Genomic DNA, 20,243 nt, shown 5'->3' on the forward strand with positions numbered 1-20,243 from the left:
TGTGCTCACTTAAAATTTAACGTTGGCGCTTTGTTTTGTTCAGTTTTCAAAGAGCAATTTGTTCGCTATCTCTCTTAGCGACTTTAATATCTTAACATCTTATCACCACTTCGTCAATAACTTTTTTAAAAAAAGTTTTTTTCATTCTTTTTCAAAAGCTATTACGTTGCAGCAACTTTTATAATATACCAGCGTATAAACCAATAGTCAATAGATATTTTGAATATAAATCACATTTAAATATCATTACTGATTCCACTCGGATAAATTCGTTTTCCCCCTCATATACATTAGGCATTCCTCCTCGGTGCTCACCCTTTTAAACAACCTGAAAAGAATGTTATATTTCTCGTTTATTGCCCTTTTGACTAAGTGATCGATTCTGTCATCCTGCAAATCGAATAGTATTTCATCCATCTCTCTTTTTAAAAGGTACTCCAATTCCATCTTTTCCTTGTCATTAATCAATAAACCGAGCATGGTAAACACCTCCATCAGAAAGCTTTCCCCATTCCCATCAATTTTATGAATTTTCAACTGATTTTTTTGCATAACAATAATCCTCGCGCATAAATATGAAGACAAGAGTACTTTGGACAAGGGGATGGATTAATGAAATTTTTCATGGTGCTTCAAGCCAAGAACATCAAATATTATTCGTTAATTTTGCTTACGGCACTTTTTACCGCTTGGTTTCTTTTTGTACAAAACATTCTTCATGCCCCCGTTTTTTCTACAGAAGATGGGCCGAAAGCGGTTTATAAAGGGGAAAAGAATGTTGCGATCACGTTCAATATTGGCTGGGGTGATGAGAAAGCCGCTCCAATAATAGAGACATTAAAAAGAGAAAAGATTAAATCCGCCACTTTTTTCCTTGCGGGATCTTGGGCTGAACGTCATCCGGACATAGTGGCTGAAATTGTGAAAGAAGGATATGAAATCGGCATGCTTGGTTACGATTATAAGGATTATTCCGAAATGGAAGATCAGGAAATCATCCGGGATATTTCTAAAGCCCAGGAAGCATTTAAAAAACTTAATGTAAAGAATATAGAACTTTTACGTGCTCCCACCGGTCACTTTGATAAACGCCTCTTAAAGATCAGCAAGAATTTCGGATATACCGTTGTCCATTGGAGCATCGATTCAAAGGATTGGACCAATCCAGGTGTGGATCGGATCGTTCAGAACATCACCAAGGCACAAAAGGGTGATATCATCTTATTACATGCTTCAGACTCAGCAAAACAAACGAATAAGGCTTTACCGGAGTTAGTAAGTGAACTTCGATCAAAAAATTTAAACTTCGTTAACGTTTCTGAGATGATTTCCAATTCATCAGCAAGCAGTGAGGAAATCCGCTGACTGAAAAAACTGCGTACTAATGGTCTCCAAAACCTTTAGTACGCAGTTTTTATGTTTTGACTTCCTTATGTATGGACCGACTTACAAATAGGTTAGCTGCCTTTACCTAGTTCACCGGCTTTCATCTTTCCCTTTGCCGGAGTTTGCTTACTCCCTCTTTTACTGGCCAATTCCCTTTGTGAACGTTCAATCAATTTGCTCAGAACCAATAATTGATAAGCATTGCAGACTAGCAACGGAAACAGCATGAAGTAAAGCCAGCTTTCATCATTGGCACTTAGGACAGGTATCCACTCCAAAACCGTGACCACGACCATGAAAAATAAGGCCGGTATGAACGACTGTTTATTCGTTTGTTTCATTTTGAAATAAGCTGTAATAAGCCCCGCGGCCAAAACAACCAACGCTAACACGATGTAGGAACTGATCCCCTCGCCTGAACCAAAGCTGAGATATCGCAGGTAAACAAGATCGAATACAACAAAAAGAATGAGTACAAGTTGAACGGCATTCCATAAGGAAGCGCTTTTAAATATCCCCAGACCAAAACGATGTATCGTTAAATAGGCAAAAAAGCCGGCTTGGCTTATGACACTAAAAATTAATCCAACACCGAATAACCAAATAAAAGTTGATAGGATGGCACTGACTTCAAAAGAAGAAAAATAAGGCTTAAACTCACTCCACCGAGCCAAGAACCCTACAACTCCGCCCGTTACACCACCTATAAGCAATGTTGTTAAAAACAATTTAACTAAGTTACGGCTGTTCATTGTTTTCCTCCATACATTTCTATTTCATTTCCTTAATTGTACCAACCAAATTTGGAAAAATCCACTTATTCCACCAAGGAATAATATCGCCGATTGGAACCATATTAACAGTAAGAAGGATGAAAGGGGCCCTGCGTATGAGAGTGGGAGTTGCTTTGCTTTTCACGTCATTCTTACTCGTTTGTTCCGGTTGTGCTCAAAATGGAGCAGGCGCAGAAAAAATGGAGTATGAAGAGACAAAGAAAATGGTCGTCGATATCTTGAAGACAGATGATGGAAAAAAAGCCATCCAGGATATCATTACTGATGATAAAACGAAAGCTGAACTTATTATGGATTCGGATGCCATTAAGAAATCCATTGAAGATATTGTCACTTCAGATAAAGGGAAGGAATTTTGGAAAAAGACATTTAAGGATCCCGAATTTGCTTCCGCTTATGCTAAAGCATTAGAAGATGAACATAAAAAGGTATTGAAGGACTTAACTGCTGATCCTCAGTATCGTGGAATGCTCATGGAAATAATGAAAGAACCCGATATGGAAAAAGAAATGAATAAATTATTAAAAACAAAGGAAATGCGGTCGGTCTATAAAGAGCTGATCATCGAAACCATGGAGAGTCCTCTCATTCAGGCGAAAATGCAAGAGAAATTGGATAAAGCAGCCACTAAAGCGGTAGAAAAGGAGAAAAAGTAAAAAGAATGAAAAGAAGGCTGATTCCAATCGGAATCAGCCTTCTTTTCATTGTAGTTTTTCAATGACCTTTTTGGCAATATCTTCATAAATCCTGCCGAGTCTATGGTCCGCTGCGTAAATGGATGGAGCAAAGTCCTCTTCGTTCCAATCTGGCTGTTGCAGGGGAAGTTGACCTAAAACTTCTGTACGAAGCTCTTCTGCAAGCTTCTTGCCGCCGCCTTTTCCAAATACATACTCTTTTTCACCGGTCGTTTTACTTTCGAAGAATGACATATTCTCTATGACACCGATGACTTCGTGTTCTGTCTTGATGGCCATGGCACCAGCTCTTGCCGCAACGAAAGCTGCAGTCGGATGCGGTGTCGTAACGATGATTTCTTTACATGAAGGGAGCATCGTATGAACGTCCAAAGCAACATCGCCTGTACCCGGCGGTAAGTCAAGGACCAGATAGTCCAAATCTCCCCATTCCACTTCATTAAAGAAACTGTTAAGCATTTTACCCAGCATCGGTCCTCTCCAGATGATCGGCGCGTTATCCTCTACAAAAAAGCCCATTGAGATAACTTGAACGCCAAACCGTTCTACAGGAATGATTTTTTCCCCGCGAACAACCGGTCTTTTTGTTATCCCCATCATATCAGGTACGCTGAAACCATAAATATCGGCGTCAACCAGCCCGACCTTTTTACCCAAACGAGCAAGTGAAGTAGCGAAATTCACTGAAATCGTGGATTTTCCCACTCCGCCTTTACCACTGGCGATCGCGATGAATTGTGTTTTGCTGTTAGGTCCAAGCAAACCTTGGTCCGCTTCATCCTGAGGAATGCTTTCACGATGCTTGGCTAACTCCTCTTCTGAAAGCTCCGTGAAGCGGATACCTACCGATTCCGCTCCGTTCGTTTTCAGCAAGTCCACAACTTCCGATTGCATTTGCATTTGTTCGGCAGTCCCCGTTTTCGCAATCGCAAGTTTAACGCTTACATGATTCTTTTCAGGTTTTATTTTGATTTCTATAATTCCATTTGTCTCTTCAAGGTTTTTATGTAGAAAAGGGTCTTTAAGATCCTTTAATAAATTCAGTACTTTCTCTTCTGTTAACAAGTCGAGCACCCCTTTGAATTTTATTTTCCCATTTTTCAGTATAACATATTACGGTAAGAAAGCTTATTATCTGCCCCGCATGCGAAACCTGATGATTTCCCCATTATAAAAAGGCCTTGTACCTTACAAGACCCAGACATCACTCTTCATCCGATAGTTTTTCCTCTGTAAAGTACCGTAAAATACCCATATAAATCGAACTGGCAACCTTTTCTTGATACTTATCACTGATAAGGCGTTCCCTTTCCTCGGAATTGGAAAGAAATCCAATTTCCACAAGCGCTCCCGGTTTCTTGGCATAATTCATCAAATACACATGTTTAATCGTTTTTGCATCACGCTTTGTATTTTCCAGGTTTCTTATGATTTCAGTCTGAATGAATTTTGCCACCTGTTCATTTTCCTCAAACCTGTTTGTATAAAAGGTCTGGGCACCTTTCGATGACGCTGATGGAAAAGAGTTCAAATGAATGCTTAAGAATAAGTCCGCTTCCGAATTATTGATCATTTCAACCCGATTCCGTAAGTCTTCCTGTTTCCGCAGGCGGATCCCCTTTGTATTTCCCTGTGCCAAATCCTCATCCTTCTCACGTGTCATGATGACAAGGGCACCCTGTTCCTGTAAATAGTCCCTGACCTTTAATGAAACGGAAAGGGCAATTTCCTTTTCCATAACCTCTTGTACATTTGCCCCGCCGTCCATTCCCCCGTGACCTGCATCCAGAATGATGACCTTACCTGACAACGGAAGGTTCCAGGAGTCCCAAGAATCATCTTCAACAAATTTAAAAGTCACAATTAAAAAAAGGACAAACAATCCCATAGCGATCCCTGTATATTTCAGCTTTTTGCGCATGACCGTTCCCCTTCCATGATCTCTCTACTAAAAAGTATGGGACAAACCATGAAATTAGAACAAGGAATGGGATTTTGCCTTCTTAATGCAGTTTCATTTTATATCGTTTTTCTCCAGTCTTAAAGCCGTCCAGCCACCAATCCCCAACAAACCCTTCACAACAATAAAACAAACCTTCATCGAAAGCGTTATTCGCTGTAACTTCCCGCCAATACAAAATAAAGTTAAAAAGAGTATCGACCAAAAACCTCTCTTCCTTCCAGCACCTGGACCTTACATCTTCTTCCGACTCACCATAATAGCCAAACTTACTATAGTTTGCTCCTAATAAATAAGCCTCGATGGCAACATCAAAGTAGCCTTCCTCCAAAACATCCATCAAATCCTGTCCGAAGTAACGCTGAATCCTCCCCTTCATATCCTCGATAGAAAGTTCCCTGAGCAGCCTACGTTCGAACCTCAATTGCCTTTCCCTTTGCATCTCCTGTAAACCTAATATCACAGCCATAATTCACCTCCGGGGCAATTCCCCATTTCCCAAAATTATTTCCCAAGACATAATTTTAGTTTTAGCGTTCTATTTTGAACCATTCATTTATTCTATTGGCAAAAAATAATGAGGATAGGTTCGGCAGGTACTTGAAAAAGCATATCGGTATGCAATATGGTAAGAAACCTGTTAAAGTGCAGACCGCACAAGAAACTTAATGTTAGAAAACTAGAGTTTTCTCCACTAACCCGCCACTCAGGCAGCTACCCGAGGCTGACCTTGCCGACTTGGGTCGCTCACTGCGCATGTCTCTTTGACCTTGATCAATACTGATTATTCATGTCGTGTTCTTCCTTAAACTTAAGCGAGCCATCCTCTATGACAACTTCAGGCTTTGTGGTCTATTAAGATAAAAAGGACATCCATGGTTAACGGATGTCCTTTTCTCAAATGATAAAACATTTTATAATAGCGAATTCATTTAATACCCGCTTACTTAGCAGGATGTCTTTTTAAACTGCCTAAGGTTCAGAGCGCAGTACAACATCCAAAGGTGGTGCAACACAAAGTTTGAAATGGCTTCCTATTTTTGTTTCACTTTATATCTGTCCAGCTCTTTTCTTTAATCGACCAGCAAGTGGCACTACAATTATTCCAGCTATTACGACCTGCATCACGTTTCCGGGGATGGAGCCAAATGGCTGTATCCAGTTACCATAAAGAATAACTTCGACAAAATAGTAGCCGACGATTTTAATAACCAATGCAACGGCAACGGCCATAGTGTATACCAATTCTCTTTTGCCCGGTACCTTTTCGGATATAAGGCCGGCTAGAAAGCCCATTGCTCCTACGATGACGAATGTAAACGGTGCCCATGCTGCCCAACCAGAGAAAAGATCGAAGAAGGCCATACCGAAGGCGCCTGCTATCGCTCCTGTTTTTTTGCCATAAACCAAAGCAGCTATAAAAAGGGGAACGTTACCCAGATGGATCAGGCCGCCGTTACCCATTATTGGGAGCTTGATGTTGATGAACATTGTCGCTACAAGGGTTAATGCAATGAATAGCGCATTGATGACCAAGGTTTTTGTTTTAGTTGTTTCAATCGGTGAGTATGTTGAATTCATATGAAGTCCTCTTTCTTTTTTAAGTATTATCATACTCCTAAACAGGAACTTAATAAATATGGATTTTACAAAAAATTCTGTATTACATAAATAAACTCATGTGTAAACAAATGGAACATAACCATCACCAACATATGAAGCCCCCTCACCACGGCGTTTCATTTGCATTGAGCCTGGAAGACTGGGATGGATGGCATGATATGGTCTTATTATTTTCCGGGCATAAAAAAGACTTAATGAAATTCAAGATTCTTTCAAACGGTATTGGAATCATTGCACTCTGTACATTAAATAAATTTGGTTGGCAATATAATCCGAACTAAAATGAAGCCCCTTTCTTAACCACCATATTATAATGCCTACCAATGAGGCCGTTTTAATATCAATGTCAACATAATCAGCAGGTAAATCCTTCTTGGTATTCTTCCTTCTTATTTCTACTAATTGCTTTAATAATGAAAACAATTGTTCCTCAAACTGATTCGTCTTAAATAAAATAAGTAAATAATTTCGATGGATATATAAATAATCAAGTAATTGAGTTAGCTGTTGTTTTTCTGATAAATCTTTTGCATGTATTAAAGCAAAAATTTTATCAGAAAGCTCTTTTAAAATCTCATCGGTGATTTGCGTTAGTAAATCTTGAATATCCTGATAATGCAGGTAAAATGTTGTCCGGTTTAATCCTGCTTTGGCTGCGATTTTCTGAACCGTTAAATTTGAAATAGCAGGGTCCTCGGATAAGAGAGCAATGACAGCGTTCTTAAACATTTCTCTTGACCGAATTGTACGAGGATCTTCTTTCTTGGGAATAGACATTTTTAACTCCTTTATAGATTTTCTTTGACTTTCTCAACAGCGTATATCCCTATGTCGATTAGTGAACATTTTCAAGAAAACTGTTCATGGTAAGCAACATATATTTTTGTTACCATCGATTTTATCGACACGTTGTTGAGAATGCAAGTCAAAAATAAAGGAGTTTACGAATGAGTAATGATATAACAGAAAGAAATAAAAAAATTTTATTAATTGTACTGATTGCTGGTTGTTTTTTATCAACATTAAATCAGACTTTATTAAATGTTGCATTGAGTGGTTTAATGGACGTATTTCATGTAACTGCTGCAACTGTACAATGGTTATCAACAGGATTTATGCTAGTGAACGGTGTTTTAGTGCCGATTACAGCTTTTTTAATGAAACGGTTCACAACAAGGCAGCTATTTATTAGTTCGATGTTCTTTTTGTTAATCGGATCTGCACTTTGTGCATGTGCAGAGAATTTTGGCATGCTGTTAACGGGAAGAATGATTCAAGCAATTGGTGCCGGGATTATAATGCCTCTAATGATGACAGTTATTTTATATTTATATCCTAGCGAAAAGCGTGGAAGTATTATGGGGACAATCGGCTTTGCGATAATTTTTGCTCCAGCCATAGCTCCTACATTATCTGGTTTTATCATTGAATATGTTTCATGGAGATGGTTATTTATTGGGTTAACCCCATTTATAATAATCGTCATTGTTCTAGCGTTCAAATATTTAATGAATGTTGCAGAGACAACAAAAGCAAAATTAGATATCACAAGTGTCATTTTATCAACGATTGGTTTTGGCTGCATATTATTTGGATTTAGCAGCGCAGGAAGCAAGGGGTGGGATAATCTCGTTATCATTACTACAATAATCGCCGGAATAATCGTGACGGCTCTATTCTGTTTACGTCAAATGAAATCCAGCGATCCATTATTAAATTTATCTGTATTTAAGTACAAAGTTTTCACGCTCACATCTTTCCTCAATGTACTAATTACGATGATTATGTATGCGGATTTAATTCTTTTACCAATTTACTTGCAGAATGGACGAGGTTTTACACCATTTGAAGCAGGTTTACTGTTATTGCCTGGAGCTGTGATTAATGCCTTCTTGTCCCCTGTCACTGGTAAAATGTATGATAAATATGGTGCTAAACCACTCTTTATTACAGGTTTAGTATTTATCATTGTTTCGATGTGGGGAGTCATAGATATAAACGAATCCACAACCTATATCTATTTAATGGCCCGTACCATTATATTACGAATTGGATTAAGCTTTATTACCATGCCTTTAAATACAGCAGGGCTGAATGCTTTACCAAGAGAATTGGGTTCCCATGGTTCAGCTGTAAATAATACCATTCGCCAATTGTCAGGTGCTATTGGAACAGCAGTTGTCATCACAGTGTATACAATGCAAGCAACTTCACATGCCTCTGAGCTAACAGTGCAAAATGAAAACATTACAGCAATACAACTAGAGGCATTAGCTTCTACCTTCGGCTCAAGTGATGCCTATGTTTTTATGTTAATCCTATCTTTTGTGGCGTTAATTTTTGCATGCTTTATGCCGAAAAAAGCCGCAATTAAAAAAAGTGAAAGTGAATCCCCTAACTAAAATCGTTAACAATACGTTATTTAAAATAAAGCATATCTGGGATATCCCGGATATGCTTTATTATTTTTAATATATAAGTTCATGGAGCGTGATGTGATCAAAATCTTTTTCCGGACAAAAAAAGACCCCCAACCAAAATGGTTGAGAGCCTTTCGAAACGGTAATAGAATTAACGTTTTGAGAACTGAGGTGCACGACGTGCGCCTTTAAGACCGTATTTTTTACGCTCTTTCATACGTGGGTCACGAGTTAGTAAACCAGCAGTTTTAAGAGATGGACGGTATTCTGGATCAACTTGTAGCAATGCACGAGCGATACCGTGACGGATTGCTCCAGCTTGACCAGTGTATCCACCACCGCTAACGTTTACTAGAACGTCGTAATTTCCAGTAGTTTCTGTTGCAACTAGTGGTTGGTTAACAACTTCACGTAATGCTGCGAAAGGAATATATTCATTAATGTCACGACCGTTAATAACGATGCGACCTTCGCCTGGTACTAAACGTACACGAGCTACTGAGCTCTTACGGCGACCAGTACCATAATATTGAACTTGTGCCAAGATAGTAACCTCCTTAGTAATTATCCGCGTAATTCGTATACTTCTGGTTGTTGAGCAGCGTGTGGGTGCTCAGCTCCAGCGTATACGTGTAATTTTTTGTAGATTTGACGACCAAGAGAATTCTTTGGAAGCATACCTTTGATAGCAAGTTCAAGCATTCTCTCAGGGTAGTTTGTACGCATTTCAAGAGCAGTTCTAGTTTTAAGACCGCCTGGATGCATAGTGTGACGGTAGTAAATTTTGTCTGTCAATTTTTTACCAGTCAAGTGGATTTTTTCAACATTGATAAGAATTACATGATCACCAGTGTCAATGTTCGGTGTAAAAGTTGGTTTATGTTTACCACGTAAGATGGATGCTACTTCAGTAGAAAGGCGACCTAAAGTTTTGCCTTCAGCGTCAATCACATACCATTTACGTTCTACTTCATTAGCTTTCGCCATAAATGTCGTACGCATGGTTAACCTCCTAAAAAACTTTTTAATTTTTTATATTTATTTTCAATCACAATAAACTTCCGGGGCTTATCGTGGGATTAAAATACATACCATATTATATTAACTTCTCCCAGATTCATTGTCAAGGGAATGTTACACTAGGATAAGTTGTCTATAAAACACTCTCTGCAACTCCATGAAAAGGTCAGTATAGCGACAAACCGCTCCATTACTGATTTCATCCCGTTTTCCAGTTGTAAAAAAACTGGTATCACTTCGAAAATATTTTTATTTGTAAAATACTTTCCATAAATATAAGCCTTGGGCTGGCGCTGTTTTCCCTGCAAAACTGCGGTCCTTTTTCTCCAAAATCCCGCTCATGTCACGGGGTGACATCTTGCCGCTGCCGACATCCAGGAGCGTCCCAACCAGGATACGGACCATATTATACAAAAAACCTTCGCCAACGAAGCGGAAAACCATGAAATCATCGCTCTCTTCAAAATCCATTTCTTTTATGGTTCGAACTTTATCGACCACTTCCGTTTTTGCCGAACAAAAACTTGTAAAGTCATGTGTCCCTATCAAATAGGAGATTGCTTCCCTCATCGCCTCCCCATCTAATGGGTAGGGATAATGATAGGCGTAATTCCGCTTAAACGGATCCCGTAGTTTCGAACGGGCTATGATATAACGGTACTCTTTCCCAGTCGTATGGAACCTCGCATGAAAATCGTCAGGCACGATATCGACTTCCAGAACGATGATATCGGTCGGAAGAAGGGCGCTGAACGCCTTTACCCAGTTTTCAGTAGGGAATGTAAGGGGCGAATCAAAGTGAAGCACTTGCCCCTTTGCATGGACCCCTGAGTCTGTCCTGCCTGAAGCAGTCACTTTTATAATTGTGCCTTTATGCATTTGGGCCAAGACTGCCTCGAATTCACTTTGTATGGTGCGTTTCTCTGGCTGCACCTGATAACCAGCAAAATCCGTGCCGTCATAAGCGATCACACATTTATATTTTGGCATAGTTCTCTTCCTTATTATGAACGTAATAAAAATAACATGACCGTTAGAACACCTATTGAGACCATCAAAAGACTATCACTCGTCTTCCAGTCCAATTGGCGATATTTCGTGCGGCCTTCCCCGCCACGGTATCCTCTTGACTCCATGGCAGTTGCCAACTCCTCCGCCCGTTTGAACGAACTGACAAATAAAGGAACAAGCAGCGGTACAATCGATTTAACCCTGTCCTTTATCGGGCCAGATGAAAAGTCAACGCCCCTTGCAGTTTGGGCCTTCATGATTTTTTCCGTTTCCTCCATTAGCGTTGGAATGAATCGAAGGGCAATGGACATCATCAATGCCAGTTCATGTACAGGCATCTTCCACTTTTTCAAGGGCCCCAACAGCTCTTCCATCCCATCTGTAATGGATATCGGGGATGTCGTCAAAGTTAAAAGTGACGTAACAAGGATTAGTAAAGTAAATCTAACGGATATGAAAAAACCTTGAATCAGACCGCCTTCATAGATTTCAAACCAACCGTATTCAAAAAGCAATTCCCCTTCTTTCGTAAACAATATATGGAGAAGGAATGTAAAAACGATCAAGAAAAAGATTGGTTTTAACCCATTATAAAGATAGCGAAGCGGTATTTTGGAAAGACTGATCAAAAGGATGGTGAATACAGCAAGCAACCCGTAAGAAACGACATTATTCGCCAAAAAGACGACACAAACGAACAGGAACACGAGGAGCAATTTAGCCCTTGGGTCCATCTTGTGCATCAGTGAATTTGCAGGGACATAACGCCCGATGATCATTTTATCCAGCATCAGCGGTTCCCCCGTTTCATGGCTTTATCTATTTCTATCGCTAAATCACCGATATTAAGACATGGATGATCAAATCGAACACCAAGTTCCTTCTGGAGCTTTAGCTGAAAACGGACCGTATCAGGAACATCCAGGCCAAGCTCCATTAATTGTTCCGGCTCTGAGAAAATTTCCTGGGGGGTTCCTTTTTTGAACACCGTACCCTTATGCATGATAATGATGTCATCCGCATACTTGGCTGCATCCTCCATGCTATGTGTCACAAGAATCGTTGAAATGCCCCTTACTTTATGCAGATCATAAAACATATCCATGATTTCTTTGCGTCCTCGCGGATCCAGTCCCGCAGTGGGCTCATCAAGTACCAATACTTCGGGCTCCATGGCAAGTACCCCAGCAATGGCCACCCGTCGCATTTGTCCGCCGGATAAGTCGAATGGTGATTTTTCAAGAATTTCCTCATCCAATCCGACTTGCGCGATGGCTTTCCTGGCCAGTTTCTTAGCATCGATTTCAGAAACGCCAAAATTCATAGGTCCGAAACATATATCCTTTTCAACCGTTTCATCAAATAACTGATGTTCCGGAAACTGAAAAACAATTCCGACCTTTTGTCTTATTGGCCGCAAAGCCTTTTCTTTTCTTCCGGCTTCAATCGTCCGATCCCCAATGAAAACCCGACCCTTCGTCGGTTTTAAAAGAGCATTCAAATGTTGCAGTAGCGTGGATTTCCCGGACCCTGTATGCCCGATGATTGCGGTATAGGTTCCCGGCTCCATTGAAATATTGACATCATGAAGGGCTAGATGTTCAAAAGGAGTATTCACCTGATAGCGGTATTCTACATCATCGAGTGTAATTCGCATAAATCCTTCACCAACTCTTCCTCTGTCAAATGCCCATCAACTACACGAACACCATTTTTTTGTAACTCCTTGGTTAGTTTCACTGAAAAGGGAATATCCAGACCAAGAGCAATCAATTCATCCTCTAACTCAAAAATAACCTGAGGCGGTCCTTCACGATATAACCGACCTTGGTTCATCACTATCATTCGATCAGCTTTCGCAGCTTCCTCAAGATCATGGGTGATTGATATGACAGTGATCTCGTTTTCCTGTTTTAATTCCCTAACTGTTTCAAGCACTTCTTCACGGCCTCTTGGGTCAAGCATGGAGGTTGCTTCATCTAAGATGATTATGTCTGGCTGCAAGGCTATTACACCTGCTATGGCCACTCTTTGCTTTTGACCGCCGGATAGATGGTGCGGCTCTTGATTAAGAAAGGCATTCATTTTAACCTTATTTAACGCACCATGAACACGCTCCACCATAACCTGCTGAGAAACACCGGCGTTTTCTAAACCAAAAGCCACATCATCCTGAACTGTAGTGCCTACAAATTGATTATCTGGGTTTTGAAAAACCATGCCAATTTTCTGGCGTACATCCCAAACGGATTCTTCTGTCAAAAGTTGATCATTAATAGTAATGGTACCTGAGTTAGCGAACTGAAGACCATTCAGTAACTTCGCTAATGTCGACTTGCCAGAGCCATTATGTCCGACAATCGCAAGCCACTCCCCCTGATGAATATCAAAAGAAACATCATCCAAGGCGTTTCGAGACTGACCCTCATATTTAAAAACAATATTATTTAAAGAAACCAGCTTCTTCACCGTGTGGGCCTCCTCATCCTCGACTGCACTCGTCTAATCTAAACTCTGCTCACTCAATATAAATATAGTAGTTTTTCCTTCTGAAAATATAAAAAAACGCTGCACCCCTTCCACCGAAAGAATTTTCGGTAAATTAAGAGCAGCTAACAGCGGGCCTGTTACGAAAAACAGGTTATCTTATAATCGCTTATCAAAAGCGGGAAGGGATGCTTGAGCTAGACGTGAAGGCTCCCTGAACAATCCAGGTTCCGCCAGCCATCGTAACACTCAATGCGAATTTCTAAATGACAGAATTTCTATTTTAAAAAAAAGAAAAAGGGCATAGAACAAGTGAGTATATTCATTTGTCCCGCCCTTTTTCATCGTTGTTATTAAACTAATTCAATAACCACGACTGGTGCACCGTCACCGCGGCGTGGACCAACTTTCATGATACGAGTGTATCCACCTTGACGTTCTTCATAACGTGGAGCCACGTCACTGAATAGTTTTTGAAGGGCATCTGTGCCATTCTCAGCGTCAGCGATTTCGTTACGGATGAAAGATGCAGCTTGACGGCGTGCATGCAAGTCACCACGTTTACCAAGAGTGATCATTTTATCTACTACAGAACGTAATTCTTTTGCACGTGCTTCAGTAGTTTCAATGCGCTCATGGATAATAAGATCCGTAGCTAAATCACGAAGTAATGCTTTACGTTGTGCGCTAGTGCGTCCTAACTTTCTGTAACCCATTAGAGATTCCCTCCTTTGTTGAAGTTCTATATTGTGTGTCTATAACAAGGCTCACAACATAATGGATTGATCCGCCATGTTATCAGTCGTCTTTACGAAGACCTAAGCCTAATTCTTCTAGTTTCGCTTTCACTTCTTCAAGTGATTTACGTCCTAGATTACGTACTTTCATCATATCTTCTTCCGTTTTATGAGCTAGCTCTTGAACGGTATTGATTCCAGCACGTTTCAAGCAGTTGTAAGAACGAACAGAAAGGTCTAATTCTTCGATCGTCATCTCAAGAACTTTTTCTTTTTGATCTTCTTCTTTTTCAACCATGATTTCAGCATTTTGAGCTTCATCGGTTAAACCAACAAAGATGTTTAAATGCTCTGTTAAAATCTTAGCTCCAAGTGCTACCGCTTCTTGCGGACCAGTACTGCCATCAGTCCAAACATCGAACGTTAACTTGTCAAAGTTAGACAACTGTCCAACACGTGTATTTTCAACTTGGAAAGATACGCGTGAAACTGGAGTGTAAAGAGCATCGATTGGAATTACACCAATTGGCTGGTCTTCTCTCTTGTTTTGAACAGCAGGAGTGTAGCCGCGGCCGCGACGTGCAGATAAACGCATACGCATATGACCGTTTTTACCAATTGTAGCAATATATAAATCCGGATTAAGAATTTCTACATCACTATCATGAGTGATATCAGCAGCCGTGATGACTCCGTCACCTTGAACGTCAATTTCCAGCGTCTTCTCTTCATCAGAGTAAATCTTAAGAGCTAGTTTTTTCACATTAAGAATGATAGATGTTACATCTTCCACGACGCCTTCAATTGTTGAGAACTCATGTAGCACTCCATCAATTTGTATAGCTGTGACAGCAGCACCTGGGAGTGAGGATAAAAGGATACGACGTAAGGAGTTACCCAATGTAGTACCATACCCACGCTCTAGTGGCTCTACGACGAATTTACCGTATTTGGTATCGTCGTTGATTTCAACCGTTTCGATTTTTGGTTTTTCTATTTCGATCATCAATAAACCCTCCTTCAAAACGTCAAAACCCCGGCAAGTAAACGAAGTCACTTAAACCGAAATTCCCCATGTATACGTTCCCGCTGTGCGCAACAACTGAAAATTAATCCTCTGTAAGAACGCAAACTCAGTATTATATCCCATTATTGACAGGAATACAAAATCTATACAGAAAAATTAAACACGGCGACGTTTTGGTGGACGGCATCCGTTATGTGGAACTGGAGTTACATCTTTAATTGCAGTTACTTCTAGGCCAGCGGCTTGAAGTGCACGAATAGCAGCCTCACGTCCAGCACCAGGTCCTTTAACTGTAACTTCAAGAGTTTTCATACCATGTTCAATTGATGTTTTAGCAGCTGTTTCAGCAGCCATTTGTGCAGCGAATGGAGTGGATTTACGAGATCCACGGAATCCTAGAGCTCCAGCACTTGACCATGAAATAGCATTACCATGAGAGTCAGTGATCGTAACGATAGTGTTATTGAATGTTGAACGAATATGAGCAATACCAGTTTCTATATTCTTTTTCACACGACGTTTACGTGTATTAGTTTTACGTGCCATGAAAAGTAACCTCCTTTACTAATTATTTTTTCTTGTTAGCTACAGTACGACGAGGTCCTTTACGCGTACGAGCATTGTTTTTTGTATTTTGACCGCGAACAGGAAGACCACGACGGTGACGTAAACCACGGTAAGAACCGATTTCCATTAAACGTTTGATGTTTAGGGAGATTTCACGACGAAGGTCGCCTTCTACTTTAAGCTTGTCAATGATATCACGAATTTTGTTCAATTCGTCTTCCGTTAAGTCACGAACGCGAGTTTCTTCAGAAATGCCTGCTTCTGCAAGAATCTTAATCGCTGTTTGTTTTCCAATACCATATATATATGTTAATGAGATAACAATCCGTTTGTCACGGGGAATATCTACTCCAGCAATACGTGCCATGCTTGAGTGCACCTCCTTCTATTTAGCCTTGTTTTTGTTTATGTTTAGGGTTTTCGCAAATAACCATAACTTTACCTTTTCTGCGGATAACTTTACACTTTTCGCAGATTGGTTTGACTGATGGTCTGACTTTCATTGCTATCTAACCTCCTTATACAGATCGGAGCGTAACCGGATTATTTGAACCGGTATGTGATTCTGCCGCGAGTTAGATCATACGGGGAAAGCTCAACCGTAACTTTATCTCCAGGCAAAATGCGAATAAAGTGCATACGAATTTTACCGGATACATGAGCTAAAACAGTATGACCATTTTCTAATTCTACCTTAAACATTGCATTTGGCAAAGTCTCTTGTACTGTGCCTTCTACTTCAATTACATCATCTTTCGCCATTAAAGTGATTCTCCCTTCTCTATGCGTGAACCTATTAAAGGTACACATCTTTCCGTCAACATTACTACAGTCCAATTATCCTCATAAGTCTTACAATTCTGCATCAAGTATTCACCATTTTGTAGAACCAGGCTTAAACTGAGGACCTTTATCAGTTGGACCGAAATGAGGATTTTATGGGTCCTCATGTAAGTCTTGACCGATTCCGTGACCGACATACTCTCGAAATAGAGAAGCAATTAGTCTCGACATAGGTTTGAATAGCATGGGAGATGTTTGAAAGGCGCACGCCTGACATAGCTTCTTTCAACCCTCTATATCACGACTCTTTAGGAATCCCAATAGAGTCACTGCATTTCTTCATCAATTTTGCCGACCGGATATGTCCATGAAGATCACTTAAAAAGTAATCGCCCAATTCAGGGAATACCAAGTACAAGAACCTGATTAATAAATGTGCGAATGCTCTCGCGAAATCCATTATACCCTTTGTATTATAGGAATGCACCAAGTTTAATAAGTAAGTTATAAAAATGGTATGAATTTCATAAATCAATACGAATGATTAATTTTGTAAAGCACCAAGCAACACATCGATATTTTCAAATACCTTATTAATATCTTGCTGTCCGTTAATGTTGACCAAGTATCCTTTGTCTCCGTAGAAATCAAGAAGTGGTTTGGTTTGTTTCAAATTCACATCTAAGCGATTTTGAACCGTTTCTGCATTATCGTCGGCACGTTGATATAATTCTCCGCCGCAGCGGTCGCATACATCATCTTTAGCAGGAGGATTGAATACAAGATGGTATGTCGCACCACATGATTTGCAAATACGACGTCCTGTCAATCTTTCCATTAAAATGTTTTTATCAACATCGATATTAATGACAAAATTTATTTTGCGATCTAAATCAGTTAGAATGCTTTCAAGTGCCTCTGCCTGTGCCACAGTACGTGGAAATCCATCAAGCAAAAATCCTTTTAGGCAGTCTTCCTTGCTTAAACGTTCACGAACGATGCCAATGGTAACTTCATCAGGTACCAATTCGCCTTTGTCCATGAATGATTTCGCCTTTAGACCTAATTCTGTTCCATCTTTGATAGCTGTTCGGAACATATCTCCAGTAGAAATATGAGGGATATTATATTTTTCTACGATTTGTTCAGCTTGAGTGCCCTTACCAGCACCCGGCAGACCCATTAACACTAGATTCAATTTTCTTCCCCCTCAAACTCTATAATGGGTAAAGGGAACAAGCCGTTCCCAAAACTCATTACTTTATAAAGCCCTTATAGTGTCTCTTCACAAGTTGTGATTCCAGCTGCTTCATCGTATCAAGGGCAACCCCCACTACGATCAGCAAACTGGTACCGCCAATCTGTGCAGATTGAGGTAAATCAGCAAGCTTAATGAAAAATACCGGTAAAACGGCAATGATGGCTAAAAATATAGAGCCTACAAACGTTAAACGGTATAAAACACGTGTTAAATATTCTTGTGTACTCTTACCTGGACGAATCCCCGGCACATAGCCACCTTGCTTTTTCAAATTCTCAGCCATTTGTTCAGGGTTAACCTGAATGAATGCATAAAAATACGCAAAAGCAATGATAAGAGCAACATATATGATCATACCAATTGGCTTGGTGTAATCAAGATTTGTTGATATCCAACTAGTCACGCTGTTCTTTCCAAAGAAAGAAGCGATTGTAGTGGGAGTAATGATAAATGCCATTGCAAAGATTACCGGAATAACCCCCGCAGCATTTACTTTCAATGGTAAATGAGTAGACTGGCCACCCATTTGTGTACGACCTACCGCAGCACGTTTCGCATACTGAATAGGAATTTTTCGTAATGCCTGCTGAATGAAAATAACAGCAACCACGATTGCTAATACTGCTAAAACAATGAGGATAATCGATATGATTCGTAAGAATAATTGATCACCGGCATTTTCAAATTGTTGGGCGTAAATCTGATTTGCCGTATTTGGCAAACTAGCTACGATACCAGCAAAGATTATGACGGAAATCCCATTACCCACACCCTTAGCAGTGATCAGCTCCCCTAACCACAAAAGAAAAGCTGTTCCTGCCGTTAAGACAGTCGCAATAAGCAAGTATGTTGCAATTCCAGGATTTTCAATCAACTGGCCACCTGACATATTATTGAACCCATAAGACATACCAACTGCTTGGATGAATCCTAGGATAATAGTGAAGTAACGAGTGAATTGAGCTAATTTACGGCGCCCTGCTTCTCCTTGTTTAGACCATTCAGTGAACTTAGGAACAACATCCATCTGTAACAGCTGAACGATAATGGATGCCGTGATGTACGGCATGATACCCATCGCTAATATAGAAAAGTTTTGCAGCGCTCCGCCGCCAAAGGTATTTAAAAGACCGATGACGCTCAGCTGGTCCTGTTCAGCGAGAAAATCGGCATTCACATGCGGTACAGGTATAAATGTACCGATGCGATAGACGATTAACATTAGAAGGGTAAAAATAATCTTATTCCTTATTTCACCCACGCGCATAAAATTGGAGATCGTGCGAAACATTAGATCACCTCTGTATTACCGCCAGCAGCTTCGATAGCTTCTTTAGCAGTAGACGAGAATTTGTGAGCTTTAACAGTAAGCTTTTTCTCAATGCTTCCTTTGGCAAGAATTTTGATTCCTGCTTTTTCTTTACTTACAACCCCAGTCTCAAGTAAAAGAGCTGGTGTTACTTCAGTACCGTCTTCGAAAAGATTTAACGTATCAAGGTTCACGATAGCATAGTCTTTACGGTTGATGTTGGTAAATCCACGTTTAGGTAAACGTCTGAATAGAGGAGTTTGACCCCCTTCAAATCCAAGACGCACACCGCCGCCGGAGCGAGCGTTTTGTCCTTTGTGTCCTTTACCTGCTGTTTTACCGTTACCAGATCCAATACCGCGACCTTTACGTTTACGTTCTTTACGAGAACCTTCTGCAGCTTTTAACTCATGAAGTTTCATGTTGGCACCTCCTTGTTAAGTTAAAAATTATTTTATTGTTCTTTTACAGTAACAAGATGAGCAACTTTGGTAATCATACCGCGAATCGCAGGGTTATCTTCTTGAACAACCGTTTGATGCATTTTGCGTAAACCCAAAGTGTTAACTGTAACACGTTGATCTTCAGGACGACCAATCAAGCTGCGAGTGAGGGTGATTTCTAATTTATTAGCCATAATTCGATTTCCCTCCTTATCCTAACAGTTCTTGTACTGATTTTCCACGTAACTTAGCTACGTCTTCAGCACGTTTCAATTGCTTCAATCCTTCAATTGTTGCGCGAACCATATTAATAGGTGTATTAGTACCTAGTGATTTAGACAAGATATCGCTAACTCCGCCTAATTCAAGTACCGCACGAACAGGACCACCAGCAATTACTCCTGTACCTTCAGAAGCTGGTTTCAATAGAATGTGACCTGCGCCATAGCGACCGTTCACAAGGTGAGGAATAGTAGTACCAACCATTGGTACAGTAATTAGATTTTTCTTAGCATCCTCAATAGCTTTACGGATAGCATCCGGAACTTCTTGAGCTTTACCAGTACCAAATCCAACATGACCATTTTTATCACCAACAACAACTAGTGCAGTGAAACGGAAACGACGTCCGCCTTTAACAACTTTAGCTACACGATTTACTGTAACTACGCGTTCTTCAAGTTCTAATTTATTAGGATCAATGCTACGCATCTGTTATGT

General features: G+C 40.2%; 27 protein-coding genes. 3 read left to right on the forward strand and 24 right to left on the reverse strand.

Features of this window, described 5'->3' with window-relative positions:
- Window positions 1-246: 246 nt before the first annotated feature.
- The gene (locus FNK51_RS16550; protein WP_098373550.1) at window positions 247-480 is read right to left on the reverse strand and encodes a hypothetical protein; all 234 of its coding nucleotides are present in this window, start codon (window positions 478-480) and stop codon (window positions 247-249) included.
- Window positions 481-612: 132 nt separating this feature from the next.
- On the opposite strand from FNK51_RS16550, the gene pdaB reads away from it, so the two are divergent.
- Window positions 613-1,365 carry a polysaccharide deacetylase family sporulation protein PdaB gene (gene pdaB / locus FNK51_RS16555; protein ID WP_141994045.1) on the forward strand — a complete coding sequence of 251 codons (753 nt, stop codon included), beginning with the start codon at window positions 613-615 and terminating at the stop codon, window positions 1,363-1,365.
- A 92-nt stretch (window positions 1,366-1,457) separates the two neighbouring features.
- Here pdaB and FNK51_RS16560 read toward each other — a convergent pair whose 3' ends face one another.
- Complete coding sequence (locus FNK51_RS16560) at window positions 1,458-2,138, reverse strand: KinB-signaling pathway activation protein (RefSeq protein ID WP_141994046.1); 681 nt, start codon at window positions 2,136-2,138, stop codon at window positions 1,458-1,460.
- Between the two features lie 137 nt (window positions 2,139-2,275).
- Here FNK51_RS16560 and gerD point away from each other — a divergent pair, with 137 nt between their 5' ends.
- Window positions 2,276-2,836, forward strand: coding sequence for a spore germination lipoprotein GerD (gene gerD, locus FNK51_RS16565; RefSeq protein ID WP_141994047.1), 561 nt, complete (start codon window positions 2,276-2,278; stop codon window positions 2,834-2,836).
- A 45-nt stretch (window positions 2,837-2,881) separates the two neighbouring features.
- Here gerD and FNK51_RS16570 read toward each other — a convergent pair whose 3' ends face one another.
- From FNK51_RS16570 to FNK51_RS16590, 5 genes are all read right to left on the reverse strand, one after another.
- On the reverse strand, window positions 2,882-3,940 hold the full coding sequence (locus tag FNK51_RS16570; protein ID WP_141994048.1) for an Mrp/NBP35 family ATP-binding protein: 1,059 nt from the start codon (window positions 3,938-3,940) through the stop codon (window positions 2,882-2,884).
- Window positions 3,941-4,079: 139 nt separating this feature from the next.
- Window positions 4,080-4,796 carry an N-acetylmuramoyl-L-alanine amidase CwlD gene (gene cwlD / locus FNK51_RS16575; protein ID WP_141994049.1) on the reverse strand — a complete coding sequence of 239 codons (717 nt, stop codon included), beginning with the start codon at window positions 4,794-4,796 and terminating at the stop codon, window positions 4,080-4,082.
- Window positions 4,797-4,878: 82 nt separating this feature from the next.
- On the reverse strand, window positions 4,879-5,304 hold the full coding sequence (locus FNK51_RS16580; RefSeq protein WP_141994050.1) for a DUF2521 family protein: 426 nt from the start codon (window positions 5,302-5,304) through the stop codon (window positions 4,879-4,881).
- A 581-nt stretch (window positions 5,305-5,885) separates the two neighbouring features.
- On the reverse strand, window positions 5,886-6,416 hold the full coding sequence (locus FNK51_RS16585; RefSeq protein ID WP_098373557.1) for an ECF transporter S component: 531 nt from the start codon (window positions 6,414-6,416) through the stop codon (window positions 5,886-5,888).
- Between the two features lie 270 nt (window positions 6,417-6,686).
- The gene (locus tag FNK51_RS16590; protein ID WP_141994051.1) at window positions 6,687-7,235 is read right to left on the reverse strand and encodes a TetR/AcrR family transcriptional regulator; all 549 of its coding nucleotides are present in this window, start codon (window positions 7,233-7,235) and stop codon (window positions 6,687-6,689) included.
- 170 nt (window positions 7,236-7,405) lie between these two features.
- Between FNK51_RS16590 and FNK51_RS16595 the strand changes: the two genes are divergently transcribed.
- The gene (locus FNK51_RS16595; protein WP_141994052.1) at window positions 7,406-8,860 is read left to right on the forward strand and encodes a DHA2 family efflux MFS transporter permease subunit; all 1,455 of its coding nucleotides are present in this window, start codon (window positions 7,406-7,408) and stop codon (window positions 8,858-8,860) included.
- 169 nt (window positions 8,861-9,029) lie between these two features.
- On the opposite strand, the gene rpsI is transcribed toward FNK51_RS16595, so the two are convergent.
- From rpsI to rpsE, 17 genes are all read right to left on the reverse strand, one after another.
- The gene (gene rpsI / locus FNK51_RS16600) at window positions 9,030-9,422 is read right to left on the reverse strand and encodes a 30S ribosomal protein S9 (protein ID WP_034304957.1); all 393 of its coding nucleotides are present in this window, start codon (window positions 9,420-9,422) and stop codon (window positions 9,030-9,032) included.
- 20 nt (window positions 9,423-9,442) lie between these two features.
- A complete protein-coding gene (gene rplM / locus FNK51_RS16605) occupies window positions 9,443-9,880 on the reverse strand; it encodes a 50S ribosomal protein L13 (RefSeq protein WP_034304960.1) in 438 nt (145 codons plus the stop codon).
- Between the two features lie 267 nt (window positions 9,881-10,147).
- Window positions 10,148-10,888 carry a tRNA pseudouridine(38-40) synthase TruA gene (gene truA / locus FNK51_RS16610; protein ID WP_098373560.1) on the reverse strand — a complete coding sequence of 247 codons (741 nt, stop codon included), beginning with the start codon at window positions 10,886-10,888 and terminating at the stop codon, window positions 10,148-10,150.
- Between the two features lie 14 nt (window positions 10,889-10,902).
- Complete coding sequence (locus FNK51_RS16615) at window positions 10,903-11,700, reverse strand: energy-coupling factor transporter transmembrane component T family protein (RefSeq protein ID WP_098373561.1); 798 nt, start codon at window positions 11,698-11,700, stop codon at window positions 10,903-10,905.
- Complete coding sequence (locus FNK51_RS16620) at window positions 11,700-12,566, reverse strand: energy-coupling factor ABC transporter ATP-binding protein (RefSeq protein ID WP_098373562.1); 867 nt, start codon at window positions 12,564-12,566, stop codon at window positions 11,700-11,702. Before FNK51_RS16620 ends, FNK51_RS16615 begins: the two co-directional genes overlap by 1 nt.
- Complete coding sequence (locus FNK51_RS16625) at window positions 12,542-13,378, reverse strand: energy-coupling factor ABC transporter ATP-binding protein (protein ID WP_141994053.1); 837 nt, start codon at window positions 13,376-13,378, stop codon at window positions 12,542-12,544. The genes FNK51_RS16620 and FNK51_RS16625 overlap by 25 nt, the downstream gene beginning before the upstream one ends.
- 371 nt (window positions 13,379-13,749) lie before the next feature.
- Window positions 13,750-14,112 (reverse strand): 50S ribosomal protein L17, encoded by a 363-nt coding sequence (gene rplQ, locus FNK51_RS16630; protein WP_034304973.1) that lies wholly within the window; start codon window positions 14,110-14,112, stop codon window positions 13,750-13,752.
- Window positions 14,113-14,194: 82 nt separating this feature from the next.
- Window positions 14,195-15,139, reverse strand: coding sequence for a DNA-directed RNA polymerase subunit alpha (locus FNK51_RS16635; protein WP_034304976.1), 945 nt, complete (start codon window positions 15,137-15,139; stop codon window positions 14,195-14,197).
- 177 nt (window positions 15,140-15,316) lie between these two features.
- Window positions 15,317-15,706, reverse strand: coding sequence for a 30S ribosomal protein S11 (rpsK, locus tag FNK51_RS16640; protein ID WP_028390438.1), 390 nt, complete (start codon window positions 15,704-15,706; stop codon window positions 15,317-15,319).
- A 22-nt stretch (window positions 15,707-15,728) separates the two neighbouring features.
- The gene (gene rpsM, locus FNK51_RS16645; RefSeq protein ID WP_063235804.1) at window positions 15,729-16,094 is read right to left on the reverse strand and encodes a 30S ribosomal protein S13; all 366 of its coding nucleotides are present in this window, start codon (window positions 16,092-16,094) and stop codon (window positions 15,729-15,731) included.
- A gap of 22 nt (window positions 16,095-16,116) precedes the next feature.
- The gene (rpmJ, locus tag FNK51_RS16650) at window positions 16,117-16,230 is read right to left on the reverse strand and encodes a 50S ribosomal protein L36 (RefSeq protein WP_003156543.1); all 114 of its coding nucleotides are present in this window, start codon (window positions 16,228-16,230) and stop codon (window positions 16,117-16,119) included.
- A 40-nt stretch (window positions 16,231-16,270) separates the two neighbouring features.
- On the reverse strand, window positions 16,271-16,489 hold the full coding sequence (gene infA / locus FNK51_RS16655; protein WP_028390440.1) for a translation initiation factor IF-1: 219 nt from the start codon (window positions 16,487-16,489) through the stop codon (window positions 16,271-16,273).
- Window positions 16,490-17,054: 565 nt separating this feature from the next.
- Window positions 17,055-17,708, reverse strand: coding sequence for an adenylate kinase (locus tag FNK51_RS16660; protein ID WP_098373564.1), 654 nt, complete (start codon window positions 17,706-17,708; stop codon window positions 17,055-17,057).
- A gap of 58 nt (window positions 17,709-17,766) precedes the next feature.
- Window positions 17,767-19,062 carry a preprotein translocase subunit SecY gene (gene secY / locus FNK51_RS16665; protein WP_098373565.1) on the reverse strand — a complete coding sequence of 432 codons (1,296 nt, stop codon included), beginning with the start codon at window positions 19,060-19,062 and terminating at the stop codon, window positions 17,767-17,769.
- Window positions 19,062-19,502 carry a 50S ribosomal protein L15 gene (gene rplO / locus FNK51_RS16670; protein WP_034304982.1) on the reverse strand — a complete coding sequence of 147 codons (441 nt, stop codon included), beginning with the start codon at window positions 19,500-19,502 and terminating at the stop codon, window positions 19,062-19,064. Before rplO ends, secY begins: the two co-directional genes overlap by 1 nt.
- Before the next feature lie 32 nt (window positions 19,503-19,534).
- Window positions 19,535-19,717 (reverse strand): 50S ribosomal protein L30, encoded by a 183-nt coding sequence (gene rpmD / locus FNK51_RS16675; RefSeq protein WP_034304984.1) that lies wholly within the window; start codon window positions 19,715-19,717, stop codon window positions 19,535-19,537.
- 16 nt (window positions 19,718-19,733) lie between these two features.
- Window positions 19,734-20,234, reverse strand: coding sequence for a 30S ribosomal protein S5 (rpsE, locus tag FNK51_RS16680; RefSeq protein ID WP_034304987.1), 501 nt, complete (start codon window positions 20,232-20,234; stop codon window positions 19,734-19,736).
- Window positions 20,235-20,243: the final 9 nt, after the last annotated feature.

It is taken from the genome of Bacillus sp. B4EP4a, from assembly GCF_006680105.1.
GTDB lineage: Bacteria > Bacillota > Bacilli > Bacillales > DSM-1321 > Peribacillus > Peribacillus simplex_E.